Annotated in this window: 16 protein-coding genes and 2 pseudogenes; 2 read left to right on the forward strand and 16 right to left on the reverse strand. The window is 69.3% G+C overall.

Features of this window, described 5'->3' with window-relative positions:
- Positions 1–474 precede the first annotated feature (474 nt).
- The 11 genes and pseudogenes from nusB to rpsD all read right to left on the reverse strand — a co-directional run bounded on the left by nusB (position 475) and on the right by rpsD (position 12382).
- Positions 475–1002 (reverse strand): transcription antitermination factor NusB, encoded by a 528-nt coding sequence (nusB, locus tag CWT12_RS05825; RefSeq protein ID WP_161924058.1) that lies wholly within the window; start codon positions 1000–1002, stop codon positions 475–477.
- 6 nt (positions 1003–1008) lie between these two features.
- The gene (gene efp / locus CWT12_RS05830) at positions 1009–1572 is read right to left on the reverse strand and encodes an elongation factor P (RefSeq protein WP_161924059.1); all 564 of its coding nucleotides are present in this window, start codon (positions 1570–1572) and stop codon (positions 1009–1011) included.
- Between the two features lie 155 nt (positions 1573–1727).
- Positions 1728–2414 (reverse strand): FMN-binding negative transcriptional regulator, encoded by a 687-nt coding sequence (locus CWT12_RS05835; protein WP_161924060.1) that lies wholly within the window; start codon positions 2412–2414, stop codon positions 1728–1730.
- Between the two features lie 9 nt (positions 2415–2423).
- On the reverse strand, positions 2424–2987 hold the full coding sequence (locus CWT12_RS05840; protein ID WP_161924061.1) for a shikimate kinase: 564 nt from the start codon (positions 2985–2987) through the stop codon (positions 2424–2426).
- Positions 2984–4825, reverse strand: a complete 1842-nt coding sequence (gene aroB / locus CWT12_RS05845; protein WP_161924062.1) for a 3-dehydroquinate synthase — start codon at positions 4823–4825, stop codon at positions 2984–2986. The genes CWT12_RS05840 and aroB overlap by 4 nt, the downstream gene beginning before the upstream one ends.
- Positions 4826–4882: 57 nt before the next feature.
- Positions 4883–6102, reverse strand: a pseudogene (aroC, locus tag CWT12_RS05850) (chorismate synthase).
- 7 nt (positions 6103–6109) lie between these two features.
- The gene (locus tag CWT12_RS05855) at positions 6110–7147 is read right to left on the reverse strand and encodes a shikimate dehydrogenase (protein ID WP_161924063.1); all 1038 of its coding nucleotides are present in this window, start codon (positions 7145–7147) and stop codon (positions 6110–6112) included.
- Positions 7148–7152: 5 nt separating this feature from the next.
- Positions 7153–8391, reverse strand: a complete 1239-nt coding sequence (gene mltG, locus CWT12_RS05860) for an endolytic transglycosylase MltG (RefSeq protein WP_161924064.1) — start codon at positions 8389–8391, stop codon at positions 7153–7155.
- The gene (gene ruvX / locus CWT12_RS05865; protein ID WP_161924065.1) at positions 8388–8864 is read right to left on the reverse strand and encodes a Holliday junction resolvase RuvX; all 477 of its coding nucleotides are present in this window, start codon (positions 8862–8864) and stop codon (positions 8388–8390) included. The genes mltG and ruvX overlap by 4 nt, the downstream gene beginning before the upstream one ends.
- A 28-nt stretch (positions 8865–8892) precedes the next feature.
- Positions 8893–11611 (reverse strand): annotated as a pseudogene (gene alaS, locus CWT12_RS05870) (alanine--tRNA ligase).
- A 147-nt stretch (positions 11612–11758) separates the two neighbouring features.
- On the reverse strand, positions 11759–12382 hold the full coding sequence (rpsD, locus tag CWT12_RS05875) for a 30S ribosomal protein S4 (protein WP_161924066.1): 624 nt from the start codon (positions 12380–12382) through the stop codon (positions 11759–11761).
- Positions 12383–13426: 1044 nt separating this feature from the next.
- Here rpsD and CWT12_RS05880 point away from each other — a divergent pair.
- Entirely contained in the window at positions 13427–14722 is a 1296-nt protein-coding gene (locus tag CWT12_RS05880; RefSeq protein ID WP_161923422.1) for a DDE-type integrase/transposase/recombinase, read from the forward strand.
- Between the two features lie 326 nt (positions 14723–15048).
- Here the strand turns inward: CWT12_RS05880 and CWT12_RS05885 are convergent, their stop codons facing one another.
- Together CWT12_RS05885 and CWT12_RS05890 are read right to left on the reverse strand one after the other, a co-directional pair.
- Positions 15049–15846 carry a sulfite exporter TauE/SafE family protein gene (locus CWT12_RS05885; RefSeq protein WP_161924067.1) on the reverse strand — a complete coding sequence of 266 codons (798 nt, stop codon included), beginning with the start codon at positions 15844–15846 and terminating at the stop codon, positions 15049–15051.
- Positions 15846–17258, reverse strand: a complete 1413-nt coding sequence (locus CWT12_RS05890) for a replication-associated recombination protein A (protein ID WP_161924068.1) — start codon at positions 17256–17258, stop codon at positions 15846–15848. Before CWT12_RS05890 ends, CWT12_RS05885 begins: the two co-directional genes overlap by 1 nt.
- A 79-nt stretch (positions 17259–17337) precedes the next feature.
- Here CWT12_RS05890 and CWT12_RS05895 point away from each other — a divergent pair, with 79 nt between their 5' ends.
- Complete coding sequence (locus CWT12_RS05895) at positions 17338–19650, forward strand: MMPL family transporter (RefSeq protein ID WP_161924069.1); 2313 nt, start codon at positions 17338–17340, stop codon at positions 19648–19650.
- Between the two features lie 109 nt (positions 19651–19759).
- Here CWT12_RS05895 and CWT12_RS05900 read toward each other — a convergent pair whose 3' ends face one another.
- From CWT12_RS05900 to CWT12_RS05910, 3 genes are all read right to left on the reverse strand, one after another.
- Positions 19760–20377 carry an L-threonylcarbamoyladenylate synthase gene (locus CWT12_RS05900; RefSeq protein WP_161924070.1) on the reverse strand — a complete coding sequence of 206 codons (618 nt, stop codon included), beginning with the start codon at positions 20375–20377 and terminating at the stop codon, positions 19760–19762.
- 74 nt (positions 20378–20451) lie between these two features.
- Positions 20452–21393 (reverse strand): AraC family transcriptional regulator, encoded by a 942-nt coding sequence (locus tag CWT12_RS05905; RefSeq protein WP_161924071.1) that lies wholly within the window; start codon positions 21391–21393, stop codon positions 20452–20454.
- A gap of 78 nt (positions 21394–21471) precedes the next feature.
- A complete protein-coding gene (locus CWT12_RS05910) occupies positions 21472–22506 on the reverse strand; it encodes an NAD(P)-dependent alcohol dehydrogenase (protein ID WP_161924072.1) in 1035 nt (344 codons plus the stop codon).
- Positions 22507–22553: the final 47 nt, after the last annotated feature.

Below are 22553 nucleotides of genomic sequence, written 5' to 3' on the forward strand. Positions count from 1 at the left end.
GTTGAAGGCATTCCGGGCGCACGGGGGCGATTGTCATCGATTTTGACAGTCTCTCCTCGCTCGCGGCCACGCCGACGATGCACGGGGATGCTCCTGAGCCGCGCGGGCCCAAGCAAAGTGGGCGCCCGCGCGCCGTGGGGCCGCGCCCAGGCGGTGTGCCTGCGCGACCCCGACGGCGGCACTCTCACACCACCTGCAGCATCAGCCTCCCCACACCATCATCCAAATCAGCCAGCACAATCCGCTCAGTCTTCTCAGCCATGAGAGCACTCCTTCGTGACGGGCCGGCCCGATGCCGGCCAACTTGTATCGTCACGGCAATAGTGCCTGCCGCGGGGCAAACAGTCACCGCCCCCACCGCACGTTCGTGCATGGTGGGGGCGGTGCCATTTCGACCGGTCTGGGCGTGTTGCTTGTGCCGTTCTCGGTGAAGGTTGTGGATGGAGCGGCGTCGCGGCTGCGGACGTTAGTCGCTCAGCGCAACGTGTCTGCAAGGTCGCCGATGCGCCCCAGCAGCCCGTTGAGGAAGCGGGGGGAGTCATCGGTCGACAGCATGCGGGCGAGCGTGATCGCCTCGTCGACGGCTACCGGCGCATCGACGTCGTCGTTCCAGACGATCTCCCAGGTGGCCAGGCGGGCGATGGCCCGGTCCGTGGCCGGCATGCGGCTGAGCACCCACCCGTGGGAATAGGTCTCGATGGTCTCGTCGATCTCGGCGAGGTGATCGGCGACGCCGGCCAGCGCCTGGCGCGTATACGCAGGGGCTTCGGTGTGGTTGGCCGAGTGGAATGCCCGCTCCGCGGCCAGCTCCCGGAGGTTCTGCACGCTTGAGTCGCCGCGGAGCAACCCGCGCTGGTCGGCCTCGAAGAGGACTTCGACGGCACGCCGCCGCGCCTTGGTGCGGGCGGTGACCGGGTACTTGGGGTGCTGAGCCGAGGAGGCGGCAGCGTCGTCGGAGGGCGCTTGCGCCGCCTCCGGCTCAACCGGTATGGACTCGGTCATCGGCGGTCAGTCGGTGACGCGGGAGATGTAGGAGCGGGAACGGGTGTCAACCTTGACCTTGTCGCCGGTGTTGAGGAACAGCGGGACCTGGATCTCGGCGCCGGTCTCCAGGGTGGCAGGCTTGGTTCCCGCCGAGGAGCGGTCGCCCTGCAGGCCGGGCTCGGTGTGGGAGATGGTCAGCACGACGGCCGCCGGGAGCTCCACGAACAGCACGGTGTCCTCATGGAAGGCGACGATGACGTCCTGCCCCTCCAGCATTAGGTCGGCCGCCTGCCCGACGACGCCGGCGGACACATACGTCTGCTCGTAGGTCTTGACGTCCATGAAGACGAAGTCGTCGCCGTCCTTGTAGGAGAACTGCATGTCACGGCGGTCCACGGTGGCAGTCTCCACCTTGAGGCCGGCGTTGAAGGTCTTGTCAACGGTCTTGCCGGACAGGACGTTCTTGATCTTGGTGCGCACGAACGCGGGGCCCTTGCCCGGCTTGACGTGCTGGAACTCGACTACCTGCCACAGCTGGCCCTCCAGGTTGAGCACCATGCCGTTCTTCAGGTCGTTCGTCGTTGCCACGTGCGGTTCCTAACTCGCTAGAGGATTGTTGGAAGTCTTAGACCGGTTAAGCCTACCGCCATCACCTGTCAACTCCCCCGGACGGGCTCTGTCATGCCGGTCACGGCCTGCGCGATGTCCCAGCGCCACATTGACCGACCTCGGCGAGGGGGCGGCTAGTGGGAGTCAGTGACGCCCTTTACGTCCTCGCGCAGGGCGCGCACCTCGCCCAGTCGAGCGAGCGTGGCGTAGCGCTGCTCGGCATACGGCAGGGAGACCTCCAGCAGGAACTCGGCCATGCGGTCCTGCCCCTGGCGGGTCAGCTCGGCGGCGAGCGAGCGGATGTCATCGGGGTGCCGGTTCTGGCTCATCTTGGCCTTGCCCTGCACCCGCTCGATGCCGACCTCGACCGCCACGATCGCCCGCGCCATCCGCTCCAGCTTCTCCTTCCCCACCGCGCCGAGCACGTCGTCCGGCTCGGACAACTCGGTGAGCCGGCGTGCCGCGCGCAGCGCCGCCTCGGGGCTGGGATCGATGCGCACCGACCCTAAAACGTGCACAGTGATGTAGTCCCAGGTCGGCACATTGGCCTTGACCTCGTTGGTGGCGTACCAGCGGGGCGAGACGTAGGCGTCGACGTCGTCGAATACCACCAGCCCGGGACCGGTGATCGGCTCACGCACCTGGGGGTTGTTACGCACCAGGTGAGTCACTAGCGCGTTGCGCTCCGTGTCCCGGTAGAAGGGCACGAGCGTGGCCGCCGGGCCGTCGGCGTGCACGGTGATGAGGTTGCCCGTACGGGGACCGTTCAGGAACTCAGTGACATAGTCATCAGGCAGTTCGAAGTGCCGCGGCACATACATGCACTCAGCCTATGCGTCGTCCGCCGCCCGGTCGAGGCCGCCTGTGCCGGACCGCTCCAGGTCCAGTATCGCGGCGGCGGCCTGCGCGGGGGTGGTATCGGTGGTGTCGACGACTTCGGCGCCCACACGAGCGCAGGCCTCCTCCCGCTCGCGCAGCATCCGCGTGAACGCCTGGTGCACGTTGCCCAGGGCGACGGACCGCGGGGCGTCCAGGCCGTTGCGCGTGGCCAGGCGCCGCGGGGTGGCGGTCAGGTGCACCAGGCAAGCCCCGTCCGCACGTGCCCGTGTCAGGGCCGTCCGCACGCCATCGTCACTCAGGCAGCCGGATCCCAGGGCGATCACAGCACCACCCGCAGCCTGCGCGAGCGCCCACCGGGCGGTGGCCCTCTCGGTGCGCCGGTAACGCTCCTCGGGAACGGCCACCAGGGCGAGCTCGGGCGCGGCACCCAGTGCCGCGGCGGTCTCCTGCCCGACGTCGAGCAGCGGCCTCCCAGTGGCATCCGCCAGCGCTCGGCCGACGCTGCTGCACCCTGCGCCGGGGGCGCCGATTAGTACGACGCCGGACGGCCTCACTCCCGGCCCCCCGCACCTGCTGCGGGCACAGCCGTGACCGCCTCGTGGGCGGCACGCAGCACCTCCAGGCCGGGCTCCACGCCGCGCACCGGCCGACCGATCCCGTCCAGCAGCACCATGCGCAGCCTGCCGGCCCGTACCTTCTTGTCCGCGGTCATGGCGGAGTGCAGCGTGTCGAAGTCCCCGGCCCCCTCTGAAAAGGCCACCGGCAGGCCCGCGGCCGCGAAGGCACGGCGGTGCAGTGCCACCGTCTCGGCGTCCAGATATCCCAGGCGGTGGGCGACCTCGGCGGCGAATACGCAGCCCACGGCGACTGCCTCCCCGTGCCGCCAGGTGTATCCGGTGACCTTTTCAATGGCGTGGGCGTAGGTGTGCCCGTAATTGAGTATCTCCCGCAACCCCGACTCGGTGAGGTCCTCTCCCACCACGGCCGCCTTGACCGCTACCGATCGCGTCACCAGCTCGGCGACCACCGGGGAGTCGGCACGCGGCGGGCCGGGCGCGGCGAGAACCCGGTCCAGGATGACCGGATCGGCGATGAAACCGCACTTGACGACCTCCCCCATGCCTGCACGCAGTTCCGCACCGGGCAGCGTGGCCAGGCCGGCCAGGTCGGCGATAACGGCGGCCGGCGGGTGGAATGCGCCCACCAGGTTCTTGCCGGCCTCGGTGTCGATGCCGGTCTTGCCGCCCACGGCGGCGTCGACCATCGCCAGCAGGGTGGTGGGCGCCTGCACGATCGGCACACCGCGCAGCCAGGTGGCGGCGGCGAAGCCGGCGAGGTCGGTGGTGGCGCCGCCGCCCACGCCGACCACACATCCGTCCCGGCCCAAGTGGAACTCGCCCAGCCGCTCCCAGATCCGGTTGAGCACAGCCGCTTGCTTGGCACCCTCCCCGCCGGGCACCTCGATGCGGGCCACCCGCAGGCCGCCCCCGGCCAGTGCGGCCGCGTACTCGGCGGCGACCTCGGCCAGGGAGTCGGCATGGACTATCGCCACCCCGCCGGCGCCGGCCCCGGGTGCCTGCGCCACGGCCCGGGTAACTGCTTCCGCCAGTCCGGTGCCCACCACCACGTCGTAGGGGCGGGCGCCAGCCGCGCCCGGAACGGTGATGCGGGTGACACCACCGGTGTGAAGCTGTCGGGGCGCCGCGGACCGAGAAGCGTGCTGGGTGCCGTCGGTCGCGGCGAGTGCGCCGGCGGCCTGAGAGGGCGCCTTTCCCAGGGACACCAGCACCAGCGCGGCGACCTGCTCGGGGGTGAGCCCATCGGTGGGCACGGCGAGAGTGGCGACCTGCCGGTACAGGTCAGCGCGCTCGCCATGCAGAGTCTCCATGCGAGCGCGCACATCGGCGTGGACACCATCCGGGGCCGCTTCTGCCGTATCGGAGTCAGCGGCGAGGCCTGCCCGCCCGACCAGCGGCCGCCCGGCGCCGTCACCGACGCGGGCAGCTGCCGTGGCGGGACTGGCCACCAGGTGTATCACCTGGTGCCCCCGCAGCAGGCGCCGGTTCTCCTCGCGCAGCACCGCGCCGCCGCCCAGCGCCACTACACCGTGGGCGGCTGCCTCTCCGGTCAGCACCTCCCGCAGCGCCCGGGTCTCGCGGTCCCGGAAGCCCTCCTCGCCCTCGGCGGCGAAGATCTCCGGGATGGTCATGCGGGCGCGACGGCGGATCTCCGCATCCGTGTCGGTGACCTGCACGCCGAGCGCGGTGGCCAGTAGCCGTGCCACGGTGGTCTTGCCCGAGCCGGGCAGGCCGACGAGTACAAGCGGGAGGAGGTCCGGGGCGACGGCTACGTGCGCCAGGCGCTCGGACCGGTCGGCGCAGGTGGGGGTCATGGCTCATGGCTCCTTCGGCGTGGGGGCATGCATACGGCTCCAGTCACCATTCGGCACTCACCAACGAGTACGTTCCGAGACGCGGGCCAGGTAGCCGGACAGGTTGCGGCGCGCCTCGTCCACCGAGTCCCCACCGGTCTTCTCCAGCAGGGAGTCGGCGAGCACGAGCGCCACCATCGCCTCGGCGATCACCGCGCCGGGCACCACGGCGGTGGTGTCGGAGCGCTGGTGCAGGCCCGTGGCGGGCTGGCCGCTGGCCAGGTCGACGGTGCGCAGGGCCCGAGGCACAGTAGAAATTGGCTTGTAAGCAGCGCGCACCCGCACGGCGGAGCCGTTGCTGATGCCGCCCTCAATACCTCCGGCCCGGTTGGTGACGCGCTCAACCACCCCGGAGTCCAACCCGAGAATCTCGTCGTGGGCGGCCGAGCCGCGGCGGGCCGCCTCCGCGAAGCCGTCCCGATCTCTACGCCCTTGACCGCCTGAATGCCCATGAGGGCGCCGGCCAGGCGGGCGTCGAGCCGCCGGTCCGCCTGCACGTGGGTGCCCAGGCCGATAGGCACGCCGGTCGCGATAACCTCCACGACGCCGCCAAGCGTATCGCCGTCCTTGCGGGCGGAATCGATCTCGGCCACCATCGCGGCGCTGGTGGCCGGGTCGGTGCAGCGCACCGGGTCGTCGCTGAGCCGCTGCTCGTCGTCGGGAGTGGGTGCGGGCACGGCCTGCGGGAGCTCGACGGAGCCTATGCGTACCACGTGGCTGACCAGCCGGATACCGGCCACCTGCTCCAGCACGGCCTCGGCGACGGCGCCCAGAGCCACCCGGGCAGCGGTCTCCCGGGCGGAGGCGCGCTCCAACACGGGGCGCGCCTCGGGCAGGTCGTACTTGAGCAGCCCGGGCAGGTCGGCATGGCCGGGCCGCGGCCGGGTAAGCGGCAGGTTGCGCGCGATCTCGCGTTCGTCACCGGTGCCGGCATGCTTGCGCAGTGCCGCCTGCGGGACCGGGTCGGCGCTCATGACGGTGGACCACTTGGGCCACTCCGAGTTGCCGATACGCAGGGCAATGGGGCTGCCCAGGGTCCGCCCGTGCCGGATACCGCCGAGAATCGACAGCTCATCGGCCTCGAACTTCTGGCGGGCGCCGCGCCCGTGGCCGAGGCGGCGGCGCGCCAGCGCGGCACGGATCTGCTCGCTGGTTATGGCAACACCCGCAGGCACGCCCTCAATGATCGCGGTGAGGGCCTCGCCGTGGGATTCTCCGGCGGTCATCCATCGAAGCATGGGGGGATCATCCCACGTCCGCGCCGGCAGCCCCGGCGGTGTCCACGCCCGCGCGGTCGGCCAGGGCTGCCTCTAGCTCGCGCCGCAGCGGCGCGAGCTCGGGGGTCCTGCCGGTCATGAGAGTCACCTGCGGTACCGCCTGGTGCAGCAGCATGAGCCAGCCGGGCGCCACCGGGCGGCTGGCGCGGGCCCAGGCCCGAGCCAGCGGCGTGGGCCAGGGGGCGTAGACCACGTCCAGCATGACCGCACCGGCACGGGGGTAGGCGCCGCTCAAGGCGGCCGCCAGCGGCGCCGCCAGCGTGTCGGCGGCGCCCGCGGGCAGGGTGGACACCAGTAGGTCGGCTTGCGCGGCCGCCCCGGCCACCTCGGCGTCCGAGGCGGCGTCACCGGGCCGCCAGTGCAAGGCCGTCACTTCCAGCCCCATGCGGTGGGCGGCGGTCAGTGCGCGGCCGGGGCCGGCATGGCGGCGGGCGGCGACGGTGATGTCGGTGGCGCCCAACTCGGTCAGCGCGGCCAAGGCGGAGCAGGCGGTGGCCCCGGAGCCGAGCAGGACGGCGCGGCACCGCCCCGCACCGGTGCCCGCTTCGGCCCGACCGCCGACGCCTCCAGCGGTACCGGCTCCGGCCTCACGCATGGCGCCGACAATGCCGGCGACGTCGGTGTTGAAGCCGACCAGCAGGGCGGCGCCCCGCCCGGAACGCTGCGCGACGACCGTGTTGACCGCGCCGACGGTGGCGGCCAGCGGGTCGACGACGTCCAGCCGGGGTAGCAGCGCCTGCTTGTGGGGCATGGTGACGCTGACCCCGGCCCACACGGGTCCCGCCGCGGCCGGCGCGGCTAGTTCCTCCAATAGCGCGGGCAGATCCGCCGGCGTGGTCTCCCGCCGCTCATACGTCCAGTCATCCAGGCCCAGAGCGGCGTAGGCGGCGCGGTGCAGCACCGGTGACAGCGAGTGAGCGACCGGTGATCCGATGACGGCGGCACGGTGCCCCCGGGCGCGGGCCGGGGCGGAGACGGGGCCCACTGCAGGGCCGGTTGCAGCCATGCGCCTTACTCGCCGCCTACCGTAGCAGTGGCCCTGGCACTGGGGGATGCGGTCTCCGGGTAGCAGACCTCCCGGTGGTCCTGGCAGTACTGGTTCAGCCGCTTCTTGTTCTCCTCCTGCTCGGCGTTTGTTGTGGCGAACACGGTCTCACCGGTCTCGAGGTTGACGGTGACGAAGTACAGCCAGTCCCCCTCAGGTGGCGCCACAACAGCCTGGATGACGGCCTCGCCGGGACTGCCGATCGGCGTGGGCGGAAGCCCCGCGTGCTGGTAGGTGTTGTAGGCGTTGGAGGAGTCTGCCACCTCTTCGGCGCTGGGCATACCGCCGGTACGGCCCAATCCGTACAGCACGGTGGAGTCCATCTGGAGCATGCCCTTGGTCTCGCCCTTGGTGTCCGCCAGGCGGTTGTCGATAACCCGGGCGACCTGCCCGTAGTAGGTCGGGTTGGAGACCTCCCGCTCCACGATGGAGGCCTTGATCAGTACCTGCTCGTACTCTGCCTCGGCCACGCCGGCCTTGCTGAGCCGGGCCAGGGTGGTGGAGACCATGGAGGCGACCACATCGGTTGCGCTGGCGTCCTCGGCGATGTCGTAGGTGGAGGGGGCCAGCCACCCCTCCACGTCACCGCCGGCCGCCTCAGGCAGGCCTATGGCGCTGCCGGAGGCGAAGGCCTGCTCCACATCCGCGTCGCTGTAGCCGCCCACGCTCATGAGCCGTTCCTTGACCTGCGCCTTGGTTGCGCCCTCTGGAATGGTCAGCGTGTGGTCGGAGCGGGACGAGGGATCCAGCAGCAGCGCGACGGCGTTGGCTGCGGACATGTGCTTCTTGAGCGTGTAGGTGCCGGCCTGGATGCTGGCCGAGTTGGAGTTCGCCGAGTAGGCGTTCTTGAAGGCCCCGGCCGTGGCCACCACATCCGCGTCCGCGAGGATCTGGGCGATGTCCGCCCCGGTGGCGCCGTCCGGAATGGTGACCACGATGTCATCGGTGCCCGCGCCCGTGTAGTCGGTAACGGCGGTCTGGGCCGACTGGGCACCCCGGATCACACCGACCGCCTGGTAGCCCACGAATCCGACCGCGGCCAGTACCACCACCAGTACGAAGGCAGTCAGAGCCCGCCGACGCCGCCGGTGGCGCCTGCGAGTGCGTTCGGCCTGGCGCCGGTGACGCCGACGGCGGCTGTTCTCCGGCTGACCGGCGTCGGGCGCCTGTGCCCCGACCGCCGAGAAGAAGTCGTCCTCGGTCACTGTCTGCCTCTCTGAATGGGTACGACCGGCTCGCCGGCGGGCGCGTGGGTGCTGCGCTCGGTGGCGAGGGCCTGTTCAAGTATGACCACGGCGGCGGCCTGGTCTACAACACTGCGGAAACTCTTTTCTCGACGTCCTGACTCGTGAAGCTCGCGGTGGGCGGTTACGGTGCTGAGCCGCTCGTCGACCAGCCTCACCGGCACCGGCGAGATGAGCGCCGCGAGCTCGCCCGCCCAGCGCCGGGCGTCCTGCGTGGAGCGGGAGGAACCGCCGCTCATGGAGCGGGGCAGACCGACGATCACTTCGAGCACGTCCAGGTCCTGGACCAGATCGGCGGCCTCCTCCAGGTCTGCACCGTAACGGTCGCGGTGCAGCGTGGTCACGGGTACGGCGAGGATGGCGTCGGCGTCGCAGCGGGCCACTCCCACCCGTACTTTGCCGACGTCGAAGGCCAGCCGCACCCCGGTCCTCACAGCGCCTCCCCCGGTATTTGCGTGCCGGTCAGGCCGTCAGTGCGGCGCTGACGGCCGTGAGGGCGGCCGGAATCGCGGCGGGGTCCTGGCCGCCGCCCTGGGCGACGTCGTCCTTGCCGCCGCCTCCACCGCCGAGCGTCTTGGCGGCGGTGCGCACGAGGGCGCCTGCGCGGGCGCCCTGGGTACGGGCGGCGGGGTTGGTGGCGACGACTACGAGTGGACGGCCGTTGGCCTCAGCGGCGACGGCAACCACAACCGGCTCCGACTCGGGCAGCCGCCCACGCACGTCCAGGGCGAGGGCGCGCAGTGCGTCTGCTGAGCCGACCGCACCGAGAGACGCGGTGGCCAGCAGGTACTCGCCGGCGCGGGCAGCCGACTTTGCGATCTCGCCGGCGCGGGCAGCCAGGGCCGCCTGCTCGGCGGCGGCCAGCTTCTTCTCTGCTTCCTTGAGCCGGGCCATCAGGCCCTCCACTCTTCCCGGAAGCTCCTCGGGTCGGCCGCCCACCAGCGTGGACAGCTGCGAGACCAGGGCGTGCTCCTTGCGCTGGAAGCCGTAGGCGGAGTCGGCCACGAGCGCGTCTATGCGGCGCACGCCGGAGCCGATAGACCCCTCGCCCAGCAGCGCCACGCGGCCGATGTGCCCGGTGGAGGGCACGTGCGTACCGCCGCACAGCTCCCGGTCGAACCCGTCACCGATGGTCACGACTCGCACCTGCTTGCCGTACTTCTCACCGAACAGGGCGATTGCGCCGGAGGCGCGGGCCTCCTCCAGGCCCATCACTTCCGTGGTCACGGGCAGGTTCTCCGCAACCTTGTCATTGACCAGGGCCTCGATGTCATCCATCTGCCCACCGGTCAGCGCCGTACCGTGCCGGAAGTCGAAGCGCAGCCGGGCGGGCGAGTTCTCGCTGCCGGCCTGGGTGGCGTCCTCGGACACCACGTTGCGCAGGCCCGCGTAAACCATGTGGGTGGACGTGTGCGCGCGGGCGATGGCCAGGCGGCGCACGGTGTCGATTTCAGCGTAGGCGCGTTCACCCAGGCTGGCCGTTCCCTCGGTGAGCGTGCCACGGTGCACGGACAGGCCGGCGATGGGCGCCTGGACGTCGTGCACCTCAATGACACCGCCGTCGGCCAGCCGGATCGTGCCGTGGTCGGCCAGCTGGCCACCCATCTCGGCGTAGAAGGGGTGCGGTCCAAGATGACCTCGACCTCAGCTGGGGCGGTGGCCACCGGGGCGGGTGCGCCGTCGACCAGCAGGCCGGTGACGCTGGCGTCCGCCGCCGACTCGGTGTAGCCGAGGAACTCCGAGCCGCCTCCCATCTGCTTCTCAATGTCCTGGAAGACGCGCACGTCGGTGTGCCCGGCCTTCTTGGCGCGCGCGTCGGCGCGGGCTCGCTCCTTCTGCTCCTCCATAAGCGTGCGGAAGGTGGGCTCGTCCACTTCCACGCCCTGCTCGGCGGCCATCTCCAGGGTCAGGTCAATGGGGAATCCGTAGGTGTCGTGCAGCTCGAAGGCCGCCTTGCCGGGCATGATCGGACGGCCGCCGCGGCCCGACGCCGAGGCCTCCTGCTTGGCGGAGGCGACGGCGGTGTCCAGGATGGTGGTGCCTGCGGCCAGGGTGCGGCGGAAGGCCTCCTCCTCCGCGTAGGCGACGTCGGATATGGTCGCCCACCCGGTCTCAAGCTCCGGGTAGGAGGCCTTCATGGCGTCCTTGGAGGCCGTCAGCAGAGTGGGCAGGGTGGCCTCGCCGACGCCAAGCAGGCGCATGGAACGCACCGCGCGGCGGATCAGGCGCCGCAGCACGTAGCCGCGACCGTCGTTGCCGGGGCGTACGCCGTCGCCGATGAGCATCAGGGCGGAACGGACATGGTCGGCAACGACCCGCAGGCGCACGTCGTCCAGGTAGGCGTCCCCGGCCTCCGGGCCGACCGCGCCACGGCCATAGGTCTTGCCGCTCATGGCCTCGGCGGCGGCGATGACGGGGTAGACCTCGTCAATCTCGTACATGTTGGGCTTGTCCTGCATGATGAACGCCAGGCGTTCCAGGCCGAGCCCGGTGTCGATTGCGGTCTGGTCCAGCTTGCCGATGAGCTCGAAGTCATGGCCCTCGCCCTCGCCGCGTATGAACTCGTCGAAGACCAGGTTCCAGATCTCCAGGAAGCGGTCCCCGGCGGTGTCCGCCACGGGGCCGCCGTCGGGACCGTACGCGGGGCCGCGGTCATAGTGGATCTCGCAGCAGGCGCCGGCGGGGCCAGGCTGTCCGGTGGACCAGGAGATCTCCGCGAAGGGCAGCCGCTGCACGCGCTCCGCGGGCACGCCGATCACCCGGGTCCAGTGGTCGAAGGAGACCTGGTCCTCCTCCCAGATGGTCATCCACAGCCGGTCGCCGTCCAGGCCGTACTTGCCCTCCTCACGGCTGCCTGTGAGCAGGTCCCAGGCGTAGTCGATAGCCCCCTCCTTGAAGTAGTCGCCGAAGGAGAAGTTGCCGTTCATCTGGAAGAACGTGCCGTGCCGGGTGGTGCGACCCACGTTGTCGATGTCGTTGGTGCGGATGCACTTCTGCACCGAGGCGGCACGCGGCCACGGGCCTTCTCAGTGCCCAGGATGTAGGGGATGAAGGGCACCATGCCGGCCACGGTGAACAGGATCGACGGCTCCGGGGACACCAGGGACACGGAGGGGCGGATCTCGTGATCGTTAGCGGCGAAGTAGTCGAGCCAGCGTGAGCGGATCTCTGACGTGCGCATGAGGGTGCCTCGTCCTGTTCTCGTATCGGGTCGGGCGTGCGCGCGGCACGCAGTGGTTTGGGGCCGGGGCGAGATTACCCCGAAACGCCGGGACGCCCCGAACCTGAATGCGGTCCGGAGCGTCCCGGCGTCGTGAAAGACGCGGGATCAGCGCGAGTAGTACTCGACGACCAGCTGCACGTCACAGGTCACCGGGACCTCGTCACGCTTGGGACGACGCACCAGCTGTGCCTGCAGCTTCTCCAGCTCGACGCTGAGGTACTCGGGGACGGGCGGCAGCACATCGCGGTGCGTGCCGGCAGCAGCCACCTGGAAGGGAACCATGACCTGGGACCGGGGGCGCACCTGGATGGTCTGGCCGGGCTTGACCCGGAAGGAGGGACGGTCCACGACCTTGCCGTCAACCATGATGTGGCGGTGGACGACGCTCTGGCGGGCCTGAGCGATGGTACGGGCGAAGCCGGCGCGCAGGACGAGGGCGTCCAGGCGCATCTCCAGCAGCTCGACCAGGGACTCACCGGTCAGGCCCTTCTCGCGGCGGGCCTCCTCGAAGACCTTCTGCAGCTGGGCCTCACGAATGCCGTACTGGGCGCGCAGGCGCTGCTTCTCCTTCAGACGGACGGCGTAGTCGGACTCTGTGCGGCGGCGGGCACGGCCGTGCTCGCCGGGGCCGTAGGGACGCTTCTCGAAGTAGCGAACGGCCTTGGGGGTGAGCGGAATGCCGAGGGCGCGCGAGAGGCGCACCTGGCGGCGAGAGCGTGAAGAGCTCATAGACTTCTTCCTGTCGGATCGTTTCGCACACCGTGGGCGGATGCCCAGGTGCGGGGTCAGCCATGCCGGCTAAGACCCCAGGAGTGCCCGGACGCGCTGGTCGTGCTGCGCCGCAGGCAACCCGGAAACATTAGCGCGGTGGCGGCCAGAGATGCACGCCGAAGCCACCAGTTGTGAGCCGCTCCTCACTCGGATACCGCCTGCCCTACGCCAATCCGCCGAGAGTCCACCGGAACAAGCCGAGTCCGTCCGGAGTGAGCAGGTCGGCAACGTGTTTCTATCGGCTCGCTCGGCGGTATTTGTATCGGGATGAACACGGCCTCCACATGCGGGGGTTTCTGGCTGATGATGACGTTCTGGCCGATCAGAGGTCATTCTCGGGCGGATGGTGGTTGTGTTTGGGTTGGGGCTGGTCGTGTTGTTGGTTGCGCGGGCGGCACTCGGTGCTAGAGCTGGGCCCGGCGCTGGGGCGGGGCCCGGACTGCGATGTGGTGTTAGGGTCGCGTTCGGGTAGTCGTACTCTGGCTGATGAGGACGTTTTCGCCGCGCCGAGGACGCTCTCGGGCTCACGAGGACGTCTTCGGGCGTATGAGGTCGTACTCGACCACCCCACACCGACCGAATACGACCTCATATACTCCCCAAACCCTCCACATCGTGGAGGGTCTCGGGCTGATGAGGACGTTTTCGCCGCGCCGAGGACGCTCTCGGGCTGATGAGGTCGTCTTCGCCGCGCCGAGGACGCTCTCGGGCTGATGAGGTCGTCTTCGCCGCGCGGAGGTCGTACTCGGGCAGATGAGAACATCTTCGGTACGGCGGGCGCCAACGTCGGGGGCGGAACGGCTCGTGCGCCCCGCGCGACGCTTCGGCACTTCGCATGACGGTTCGTACCTTTACACCGACGCTTCGTACTTTCCGGTGACGCTACGTACCCCTACAGTACTGTGATGTCTCATGACTTCTGGGACTGTTGGATCTCATGACATCTGGGAGTGTCAGAAGTCGTGAGATTCTGGGAGGCCCTGGGTGGGGTTGGGTTGGGGGATGGGCTATGCAGTTTCGCCGTTCAAGCGTCAGCGCATCATTGAGTTCGACTCGCGGGTTGCGGGTGTGAGCGTGGAGGAGTTCTGCCGGCAGGTGGGGGTCTCGAAGTCCTCGTTCTACCGGATCCGTAAGCGGGCCAAGCAGGAGGGGCCGGGGGCGGCGCTGGTCGCCCGTTCCAGGGCGCCGCTGCACCCGGCGCGCCGTTGGGATGAGCGGGTTGATGAGCGTATCGCCCAGGTACGCCGGGAGCTGGTTGCCGACGGGAAGGATGCGGGTCCGTGGTCGGTGTGGTGGGTGCTGTCCGGGGCGGGGGCAAACCCGGCCCCGTCGCGGGCGACTATTGCCAGGCGCATGCGGGCCATGGGGCTGGTGGTCCCGGCGCCACGCAAGCGCCCGCGGGTGTCTTTCAAGCGGTTCACGCGTACCAGCGCTAACGAGCTGTGGCAGCTGGACGGTATCGAGTGGAGTATCCAGGGGCGTGCGGTGACCATCTACCAGGTCATCGATGACTGCTCCAGGGTGCTGGTGGCGCTCAAGGCGGCCTGGGGCGGGGAGACGCATGAGGCCACACGCCAGATCCTGTCCGAGGCGTTCGACTCCTGGGGGCGGCCCGCAGCCATCCTGACCGACAACGGCAGGGCCTTCAACACTCACCGCACCACCGGATTCGGGCGGACAGAGAGGTGGCTGGCCAGCCTGGGGATCCGTCCGATCAGCGGCGCCATCGGTCACCCACAGACCCAGGGCAAGGTCGAAAGCTCCCATAAGCCCCTCCAGCTGTGGCTGGCAGCGCACCCCTACACCACCCTGGAGGACCTAAACGCCGGACTGGTGCACTTCACCGCCTACTACAACACCGAGCGCCAGCACCAGGGGCTGGGAATATCCATAACCCCCATACGCGTGTGGCACCAGGTCCCCCGGGCCCTGCCCAATCCCTCCCCAATCAACCTTGACGCGCTATCCGGGCCTGTGCCGCTGAGCCTGCCGCAGGCTGCCAGCACCGACCCCACCATCACCAGCAGACAGTCCCTGAGCAACGGGACCGTGACCTACAAAGGCCGCATCATCTACGTCGGATCCTTCATGGCCGGCCAGACAATCGAGTTCCGCCAGTACCCCACCCGCCTGGACCTCTACGACCAGGCCGGAACACACTTCGCCGCGATCCCCTGGCCCCAGCCCACCCAGGCCCAGACCCACAGCCGGGCCACCATCAACGCTTCCAAACCACCCAACAGAATCATCAGCAGGCCACCCCGCTCACCCCGCTCCCAACCGTCCCAAAACCCATGAGACTCAACCGTCCCAGAAGTCATGAGACTCAACCGTCCCAGAAGTGTGGAGACAGCACAGTACTGTAGGGGTACGTAGCGTCACCGAAAGGTACGAATCGTCGACCAGAACGTACGAACCGTCACCACCAGGTACGAACCGCCAACCACGGGCACGCGAACCGCCGCCACGAGGTACGAACCGTCAGCCACCCAGCGCGCACACGCACCCAGCCACTGAACCACCACACGCCATAAACGCGAAGAGCTGGGCTTGACCGGCTTCGTCAAGCTCGACTTCGCCAACCGCATCCTCACGCAGAGGCGCCGCCTTACTTCGCCTGCGTCCTACGCGGCACTACGTGGGGAGGAGCCACGGGCACGCAGCAGGGTGGAGATGATCACGTACACCAGGAACAGACTGAACAGGACCGAGCCCGTGCGTGGGCTGACCAGGCCGGCGACGACGCTTCCCGCTGGGGACGCAGCGGCCGACGCTACTCCTACGACGAGCCCTATGCGCACGTCGGCCACGCCGTGGCGCAGATTGGTGATTGTTCCTGACAGCGCGGTGGGCAGCATCACCACCAGGGAGGTGCCCCGCGCCAGCAGGTCCCCCATACCGACCGCCAACTGCGTGCCAGGAACGATCACCGCGCCACCGCCCACGCCCACCAGGCCGGACAGCACGCCCGCCACCAGGCCGACGCCCACGAGAGCGGCGCCGCTGCCCGGGGTCAGCGTGAGCCCGGCGTCGCGCACGGGCACCACGATCTGCTGCGAGACGATGACGAACAGCGCGAAGGCGACGAAGATCCAAGGCAGAATCCGCGCCGGGAGGGCGCGCAGCAGTCGCACGCCGATCTGGGCGCCGATCAGGGAGCCGAGGACCAGGAACACCGCGGCCACGAGCGACACCTGCCCCTGCACGCCATAGGAGACCGCGCCGACGATTGAAGTCGGCACAATCGCCACCAGTGAAGTAGCTGCGGCGCGGCGCTGATCCATGCCAACAAAAGCCGTCAGCGCAGGCACTATTACCAGTCCCCCGCCGACGCCGAACAGCCCCGCCAGGAACCCGGCGCCCAGCCCCGTCAAAACAATCCTCACCCAGGGGCGTCGGATCGCGGTGCGCGTCCTCTTCATCACCTGTGCCCCTCCTCCTCGGCGTCCCGGTGCGCGTGCACGATACGCTTAACGGCGGCGAGCCGCCGGGACAGCTGCTCCTCAAAGCCGTTGCCGGTAGGCCGGTAGTATTCGGCACCTTCCAGCTCCGCAGGCAGGTACTGCTGGGCCACGAGGCCGTGCGGGAAGTCATGCGGGTAGCGGTAGCCGGCGCCGTGGCCCAGCCGCTCGGCGCCGGCGTAGTGGGCATCGCGCAGGTGCGGGGGCACCTGCCCGGCGCGGCCGGCGCGCACATCCGCCATGGCCTCGCTGATGCCTACGGTCACGGCGTTCGACTTCGGCGCAGTGGCTACCGCCAGCGCCGCCTGGGCCAGCACCAGCTGCGCCTCCGGCATACCGATCAGGGCGACCGCCTGCTGCGCCGCCACCGCCGTTGACAGCACAGTCGGATCCGCCAGGCCAACGTCCTCGGCGGCGTGTATCGTGATGCGGCGTGCGATATAGCGCGGGTCCTCCCCGGCGACGATCATCCGGGCCAGGTAGTGCAAGGTGGCGTCTGGGTCCGAACCGCGCATTGACTTGATGAACGCGCTGATCACGTCGTAGTGCTGATCACCCTGACGGTCATAGCGCACGGCGGCGACATCCGCGGCGCGCTCGACGTCGGCCAGCCCGATCTGCGGCACCGGCCCCGCAGTACCGCCACCGGGAGCAGCGGCGAGCACGGCGCCGGCCGCCGCCTCAAGCACGGTCAGCGCCTTGCGCGCATCGGATCCCGCCATGCGCACGATCTGCTCGCGGGCGTCATCAGCCAGCGAGACCTCGCCGGCCAGGCCCCGGGCATCGGTCAGGGCGCGGTCGATCAGGGCACGTACGGCGTCGGCCCCAAGCGGGTGCAGCGTCAGCAGCAGGGAGCGCGACAGCAGCGGAGAGACCACGGAGAAGCTGGGGTTCTCGGTGGTGGCCGCCATCAGCGTTACCCACCGGTTCTCCACGCTGGGCAGCAGCGCATCCTGCTGGGAGCGGGAGAAGCGGTGTACCTCGTCGATGAATAGGACCGTCTCCTCCCCCGCCGCCAGCCGACGGCGAGCATCTGAGACGACCTGCCGGACGTCCTTCACGCCGGCGGTCACGGCCGAGAGTTCCACGAAGCGGCGGCCGGAGCCGCGGGCCACGAGGTAGGCGAGGGTCGTCTTGCCGGTGCCGGGCGGCCCCCACAGCACCACGCTGGACACGCCCGCGCCGGAGGCACGCCCGGAGGGCGGCTCGACCAGGCGCCGCAGCGGAGAACCGGGCGCAAGCAGGTGGTCCTGGCCGAGTACCTCGTCCAGGGTACGCGGGCGCATGCGTACCGCTAAAGGCGCGTGCGCATCGGAGGGGATGCCGACGTCGTCGGTACTCGCGCTCTCAAACAGGTCGGTGCCCTGATTCATGCATATGATTCAACACCCGATCCGTGCCGAGACCGAGCGGCGGCCCATTTCTGCTGGGAGGGTCTGTAAGACTAGCCCCATGCTTGCCTGGCTCTCCCGCCGCGTCGTCAAGGACGCCTGGATCATTGTCGGCACCTGGCTGGTTGTCGCGCTGCTGCTGCTGGTCGCATCCGTGACGGGATTGGGCGGGCCCAACTTGTTCGACCGCGCATCGGCAGGCAGTACCGCGGTCGCCGGCACCCAGAGTGCCGAGGGCGAGCAGATCCTGGCGACCTTGTCGGGGGACGCGCAGACGGTGACGCTCCTGGTCACGGACATCGATATCTCCGCCTCTGAGTCCCAGCAGGCGGTTGCCGACGCGCTGGAGGAGGCGCACGCTGACCTGCGCGCACTGGTGGGTGAGCAGAACGTGATCGACCCCTTCGTCGTGCCCGGAATGCTCTCCGAGCCGGCCGCCCAGATGCTGGCCTCGGCAGAGCTGGACGGCTTCCTGATCGTGGTTACCGCCGACCCCAACGGCGCTGAAGTCGCCCCCGCCGATGACACCGCCTACGCCCGCGAGCTGGCCCAGCTGGTCACCAGAGTCGAGGCACGCCTGGCCCAGGTGCCCGGTGAACTGACCGTGGTGGACCCCTCCGTGCGCGGCATCGTCTCCGATGACGCCCTGATGGTCGACGCCGTGGGCGATCAGGTCCGCAGCGACCTGCTCAGGGGCGAGCTGATCTCACTCCCCCTGGCGCTGATTGTCATGGTGCTTGTGTTCGGCGGCTTCCTCGCCGCCGGTATGCCGCTGCTGGGCGCTTTCGTCTCGATCGCCGGAACCATGGGAGTGCTGTACGCCCTGAGCTTCGCCATGGAGCTGCAGTCCTTCGTCATCAACATTGTGACGGTGATCAGCCTAGGCCTGTCCATCGACTACGGGCTGCTAGTCACCTCCAGGTACCGGGAGGAGCTGGTCCGCTCCTACGCCGCGGAGGGCGCAGGCACCGGCGGTAGGCAGCGTCGGCGCCGCACCGGACGGCGGGACACACTGATCGCAGACTGCGTGGCAACGACCTTGGCCACGGCCGGCCGCACGGTGCTGTTCTCCGCACTGACAGTGGCCGCCTGCATGCTCGGGCTGGTGCTTGTGGGAACCTCGACCCTGCGCTCCATCGGTGTGGCATGCCTGGCGTCGTGCCTGATCGCGGCCGCCGCCGCACTCACATTGGTGCCGGCGGTACTGGTGCTGCTGGGCCGGCGGATGCTGCGCCCGTCGCTTCTGCAGCGCATCCCACTGGTCGGAGCCGTACTGCGCCGCACGGGGGACGCCACCGGTGAACGGGGCGTGTTCCGGTGGATCGCCAGGCAGGTCCAGCGCATGGCCTGGGTGGTGCTGGTCGCCTGCGTGGTAGCCCTGGTAGTGCTGGCCTCCCCCGCGCGGAACCTGCACTCGCTGACCTCCACAACCGAGCTGCTGCCCGCAGACTCCGACCAGCGCACCTACCTGACGGTCCTGGAGGAGAACTACTCCGCCGTCACCCAGCAGGACGCTACCGTGATTATTGCCGCCACCGGCGAGCGGGTAACCGACTTCATCAATGCCGACTTGGCCACGTCCGAGGGCGTAGCGGAGGTGCTACGCGTGGCGACCGCGGGCGCTTATACGGTGGTCTACCTCGACCTGGCGGATGAGTCGTCCTCACGTGCGGCGGAGGACGCAGTAGCCACCATGCGCACGCTCGCAGCGCCCGCCGATATGTGGGTGACGGGGCAGGCGGCCAGTCAGCTCGACTTCCGCCTGGCGACGCTGGCGGCCCTGCCATGGGTGGCCGGATTCATCGTGCTGGTTACCTTCGCACTGCTGTTCCTGATGACCGGTTCCCTGCTGGTGCCGCTGAAGGCGCTGGTGATCAACCTGCTTTCACTGGCGGCATCCCTGGGCGTGCTCGCCTGGGTGTTCCAGGAGGGGCACCTGACTGACGTGCTCGGCTTCACCCCCATCGGCGGGGTGGAAGCCTACGTGGTGGTCACCACGATCGGCGTCGGCTTCGGCCTGGCCATGGATTACGAGGTGTTTCTGCTGGGCCGGATCAAGGAGTACTGGGACGCCGGAGCGGACAGCGACACGGCGGTGGCCAAGGGCTTGCAGCGCTCTGGCCGTATCGTCACCTTCGCCGCCCTGATCATGGTCATTGTGTTCCTGGGATTCGTCAGCGGCGAGTTGCTGATCGTCAAGGAGATCGGGCTGGCGCTCGCGATCGTCGTCGCATTGGACGCCACCCTGGTGCGTATGCTGCTCGTGCCTGCCACCATGACGCTGCTGGGCCGGTTGAACTGGTGGGCGCCTGAGCCGCTCAGGCGCGTGTACGAGCGATACGGTCTGGAGGGCCCCGCAGCCGCCCGCTCCTGAACTCAGGCACCAGTGAGGCTGTCCGCCGCCGACGTCGAGTTGCGTACTGCAACCTTTCCGTGCTTGTCACCGGCATGCGTCGGCGACCAGCACGGAATGCTTTCCAGTCTCACAGCAGGCTGGTATCGCCCGCGCCCTCTCTGGCAACCTCCGGAACAACCGCAGTCAGGTCGATTACGGTGGTTGGCTCGGTGGAGGTCACCGGCCCCTCGATGACGACGTCGATCAGGTGGCCTAGTTCCTCCTCAATCTCCCAGCCGTTGGACTCCGGCGTGGTCTGTCCGGGACGAATGAGGGTGGAGGACAGGAACGGGGCGCCGAATTCCTTGACCAGCGCCTGCGCGATGGCGTGGTCGGGGATGCGCACGCCCAGGGTGTGCTTCTTGGGGTTGAGCGTCATCCGCGGCACCTCCTTGGTGCCCTTGAGGATGAAGGTCCATGGACCCGGAGTCAGCCGCTTGATCAGCCGGAAGGCGTTGTTGCCGACGATCGCAAGCGGGCCGACCTGGGCGAAGTTGGCGCACACGAAGGTGAAGTTGTGCTTGGAGTCCAGTTGGCGGATGGCGCGTATGCGTTCCAGGCCCTCCTTGTTGCCGGGCGCGCAGGCGAGTGCGTAGCCGGAGTCCGTGGGATAGGCGATGAGCTCACCGTCCCGGAGCCGGTCGACGATCTTGGTGACCAGTCGTGCCTGCGGGGTGACGGGGTGCAACTCAATGTAGCGTGACATGCGGCATATTGTTCCACGGATCACGTCATCTTGTTCCGCGCTGCTTTCGCACCAGGCTGCATGTGCGGGCCGGCTCAGGCGCCTCCGCGCCGGTAGGCGCTGGGGGTGGTGCCGGTCTCGTCCCGAAAGCGGCGGTTGAAGTTGGCCAGGTTGGTGTAGCCGCTCAGCGCGCATACCCGGGCCACCGGCAGGTCGGTGGTGCGCAGCAGGTGGCAGGCCCGTGCGATGCGACGTCGCCGCACCAGTTCGGAGAAGGTGATCCCGGCGGTGACATGGAAGAACCGGGAGAACGCCGATGGGCTGAGCGCAACCAGCTCCGCTGCCCGAGTCATGGAGATCTCCCCCGCCAGGTTGGCCTCGACGTAGTCGAGCACCGTGTTGATCCGGGCGGCGGTGGCGTCGTCGAGGCTGGGTATGTAGCCGGCGGTGGCGATGGGGCGCGCCTCGTCGTCGGGTGCGGACAGGAAGACTTCTACCAGCTCTAGCAGCGCGGCTAGCCGCCCGAGGGGTCCGCGCTGTCCCATCCTCTCCAGCAGTGTGGCTGCCCGCGCACGGCTCGCCCCGGATAGCAGGATGCCCCGACGTGCGCGGTCGACCAGCGCCCGCATGCCGGCTAGTTCTGGCAGCTGCGTGGAAGCCGCCGTGAATCGCTCGGGCAGCACCTGGCACAGCACGTCACGGTCGGGCAGCAGTTCCCCGGGGGCCAGGTCCGACAGCCAGTTGTGCGGCAGGTGCGGGCCCATCAAGGTGACCTGGCCGGCGTCGAAGTCGACGGTGCGGTCACCCGCGAGCATCTGCCCGGAGCCCGCGCGGATCAGATGGAACTCGATCTCGGGGTGGTGGTGCCAGCGTGCGAGCGGGTCGGGATATCCGTGCGTCCACCAGCGCACCGAGGTGCCGACGTCGGGAACGATGACCTCCAGGTCACCCACGTCTAACTTCGCTCCCGAGGCGGACTCGGCGCTCGGGGCGGAGGGGCGTGGGAGCGTGCCGGGGCGGGCCGGTGGGGAGGACACGCGTTCATTGTGCGCGCCCCGCCCACCGGCCCGTGGCCGGTTGCGATGGCTGGCCCTTTGCACGGTTGTGGCCTCGGCTCAGCCCACCGTGATCTGCAGCTTGACGTCCCCGGGGCGGCCCTCGGCCACCCGGTCGAAGACCTCCTTGGCCCGATCCATCGGGAAGGTGTCGGTGATGAAGGGCTTGAGGTCGATCTTGCCGGCAGCCACCAGGTCGATTGCCCGCTGGTAGACGTTGGCATAGCGGAAGACCGTCTCGATGCGGGTCTCACGGGCCTGCACCTCGGTGACATCCACGGTGACCGGGTCCACGGGGATGCCGACCAGCACGGTGCGGTTGCCGGGGGCGCCCAGCTTCCACAGGTCCTCATAGGCCGACGGGTGGCCGGAGGCCTCGAAGACGACGTCGGCGCCCCAGCCGGCGGTGCGCTCGTTCACGACGTCGAGCAGGCGCTGCTCGCGCAGGTCCACGGTGACCACGCCGGGGATCTGGGAGGCGATCTCGAGCTTGACCGGGGAAACGTCGGAGACGATGGCGGTGGAGGCGCCGCCGGCGAGAGCCGCGGCGGCCGTGAGCATGCCGACCGTGCCGCAGCCCGAGACGACGGCGACGTCGCCCGGGTGAATGGCGGCCTTCGTGGCTGCATGCATGCCGACGGCAAGCGGCTCCAGCAGGGCGCCCTCCCCGTAGGAGACGTTGTCGGGCAAGTGGTAGGTGAAGGCGGCCGGGTGGATGACCTCCTCAACCAGGCAGCCGTCCACCGGCGGAGTCGCCCAGAAGGAGACGGCGGGGTCGACGTTGTACATGCCCATGCGGGAGGCCCGCGAGCTCATGTCCGGCACGCCCGGCTCCATGGCCACACGGTCGCCGACGGCGAAGTCGGTGACGCCCTCACCGACTTCCAGCACGGTGCCGGAGGCCTCGTGGCCCAGGATCATCGGCGCCTCGACGATGTACCGGCCGATGCGCCCGTGCGTGTAGTAGTGGACGTCCGAGCCGCAGATGCCGACGGTGTGCGGGGCGATGCGCAGTTGGCCGGGGCCACAGACGAGGTCACCGGGAACCTCGCGGACGTTGATCTCGTTGCGCTTCTCTAGAACTACAGCCTTCATGGTTTCTTCTCCTGGTGGGTTGGTTGCGGGAGTTTGGTGTGATTCGC

It is taken from the genome of Actinomyces sp. 432 (genome assembly GCF_009930875.1).
Lineage (GTDB): Bacteria > Actinomycetota > Actinomycetes > Actinomycetales > Actinomycetaceae > Actinomyces.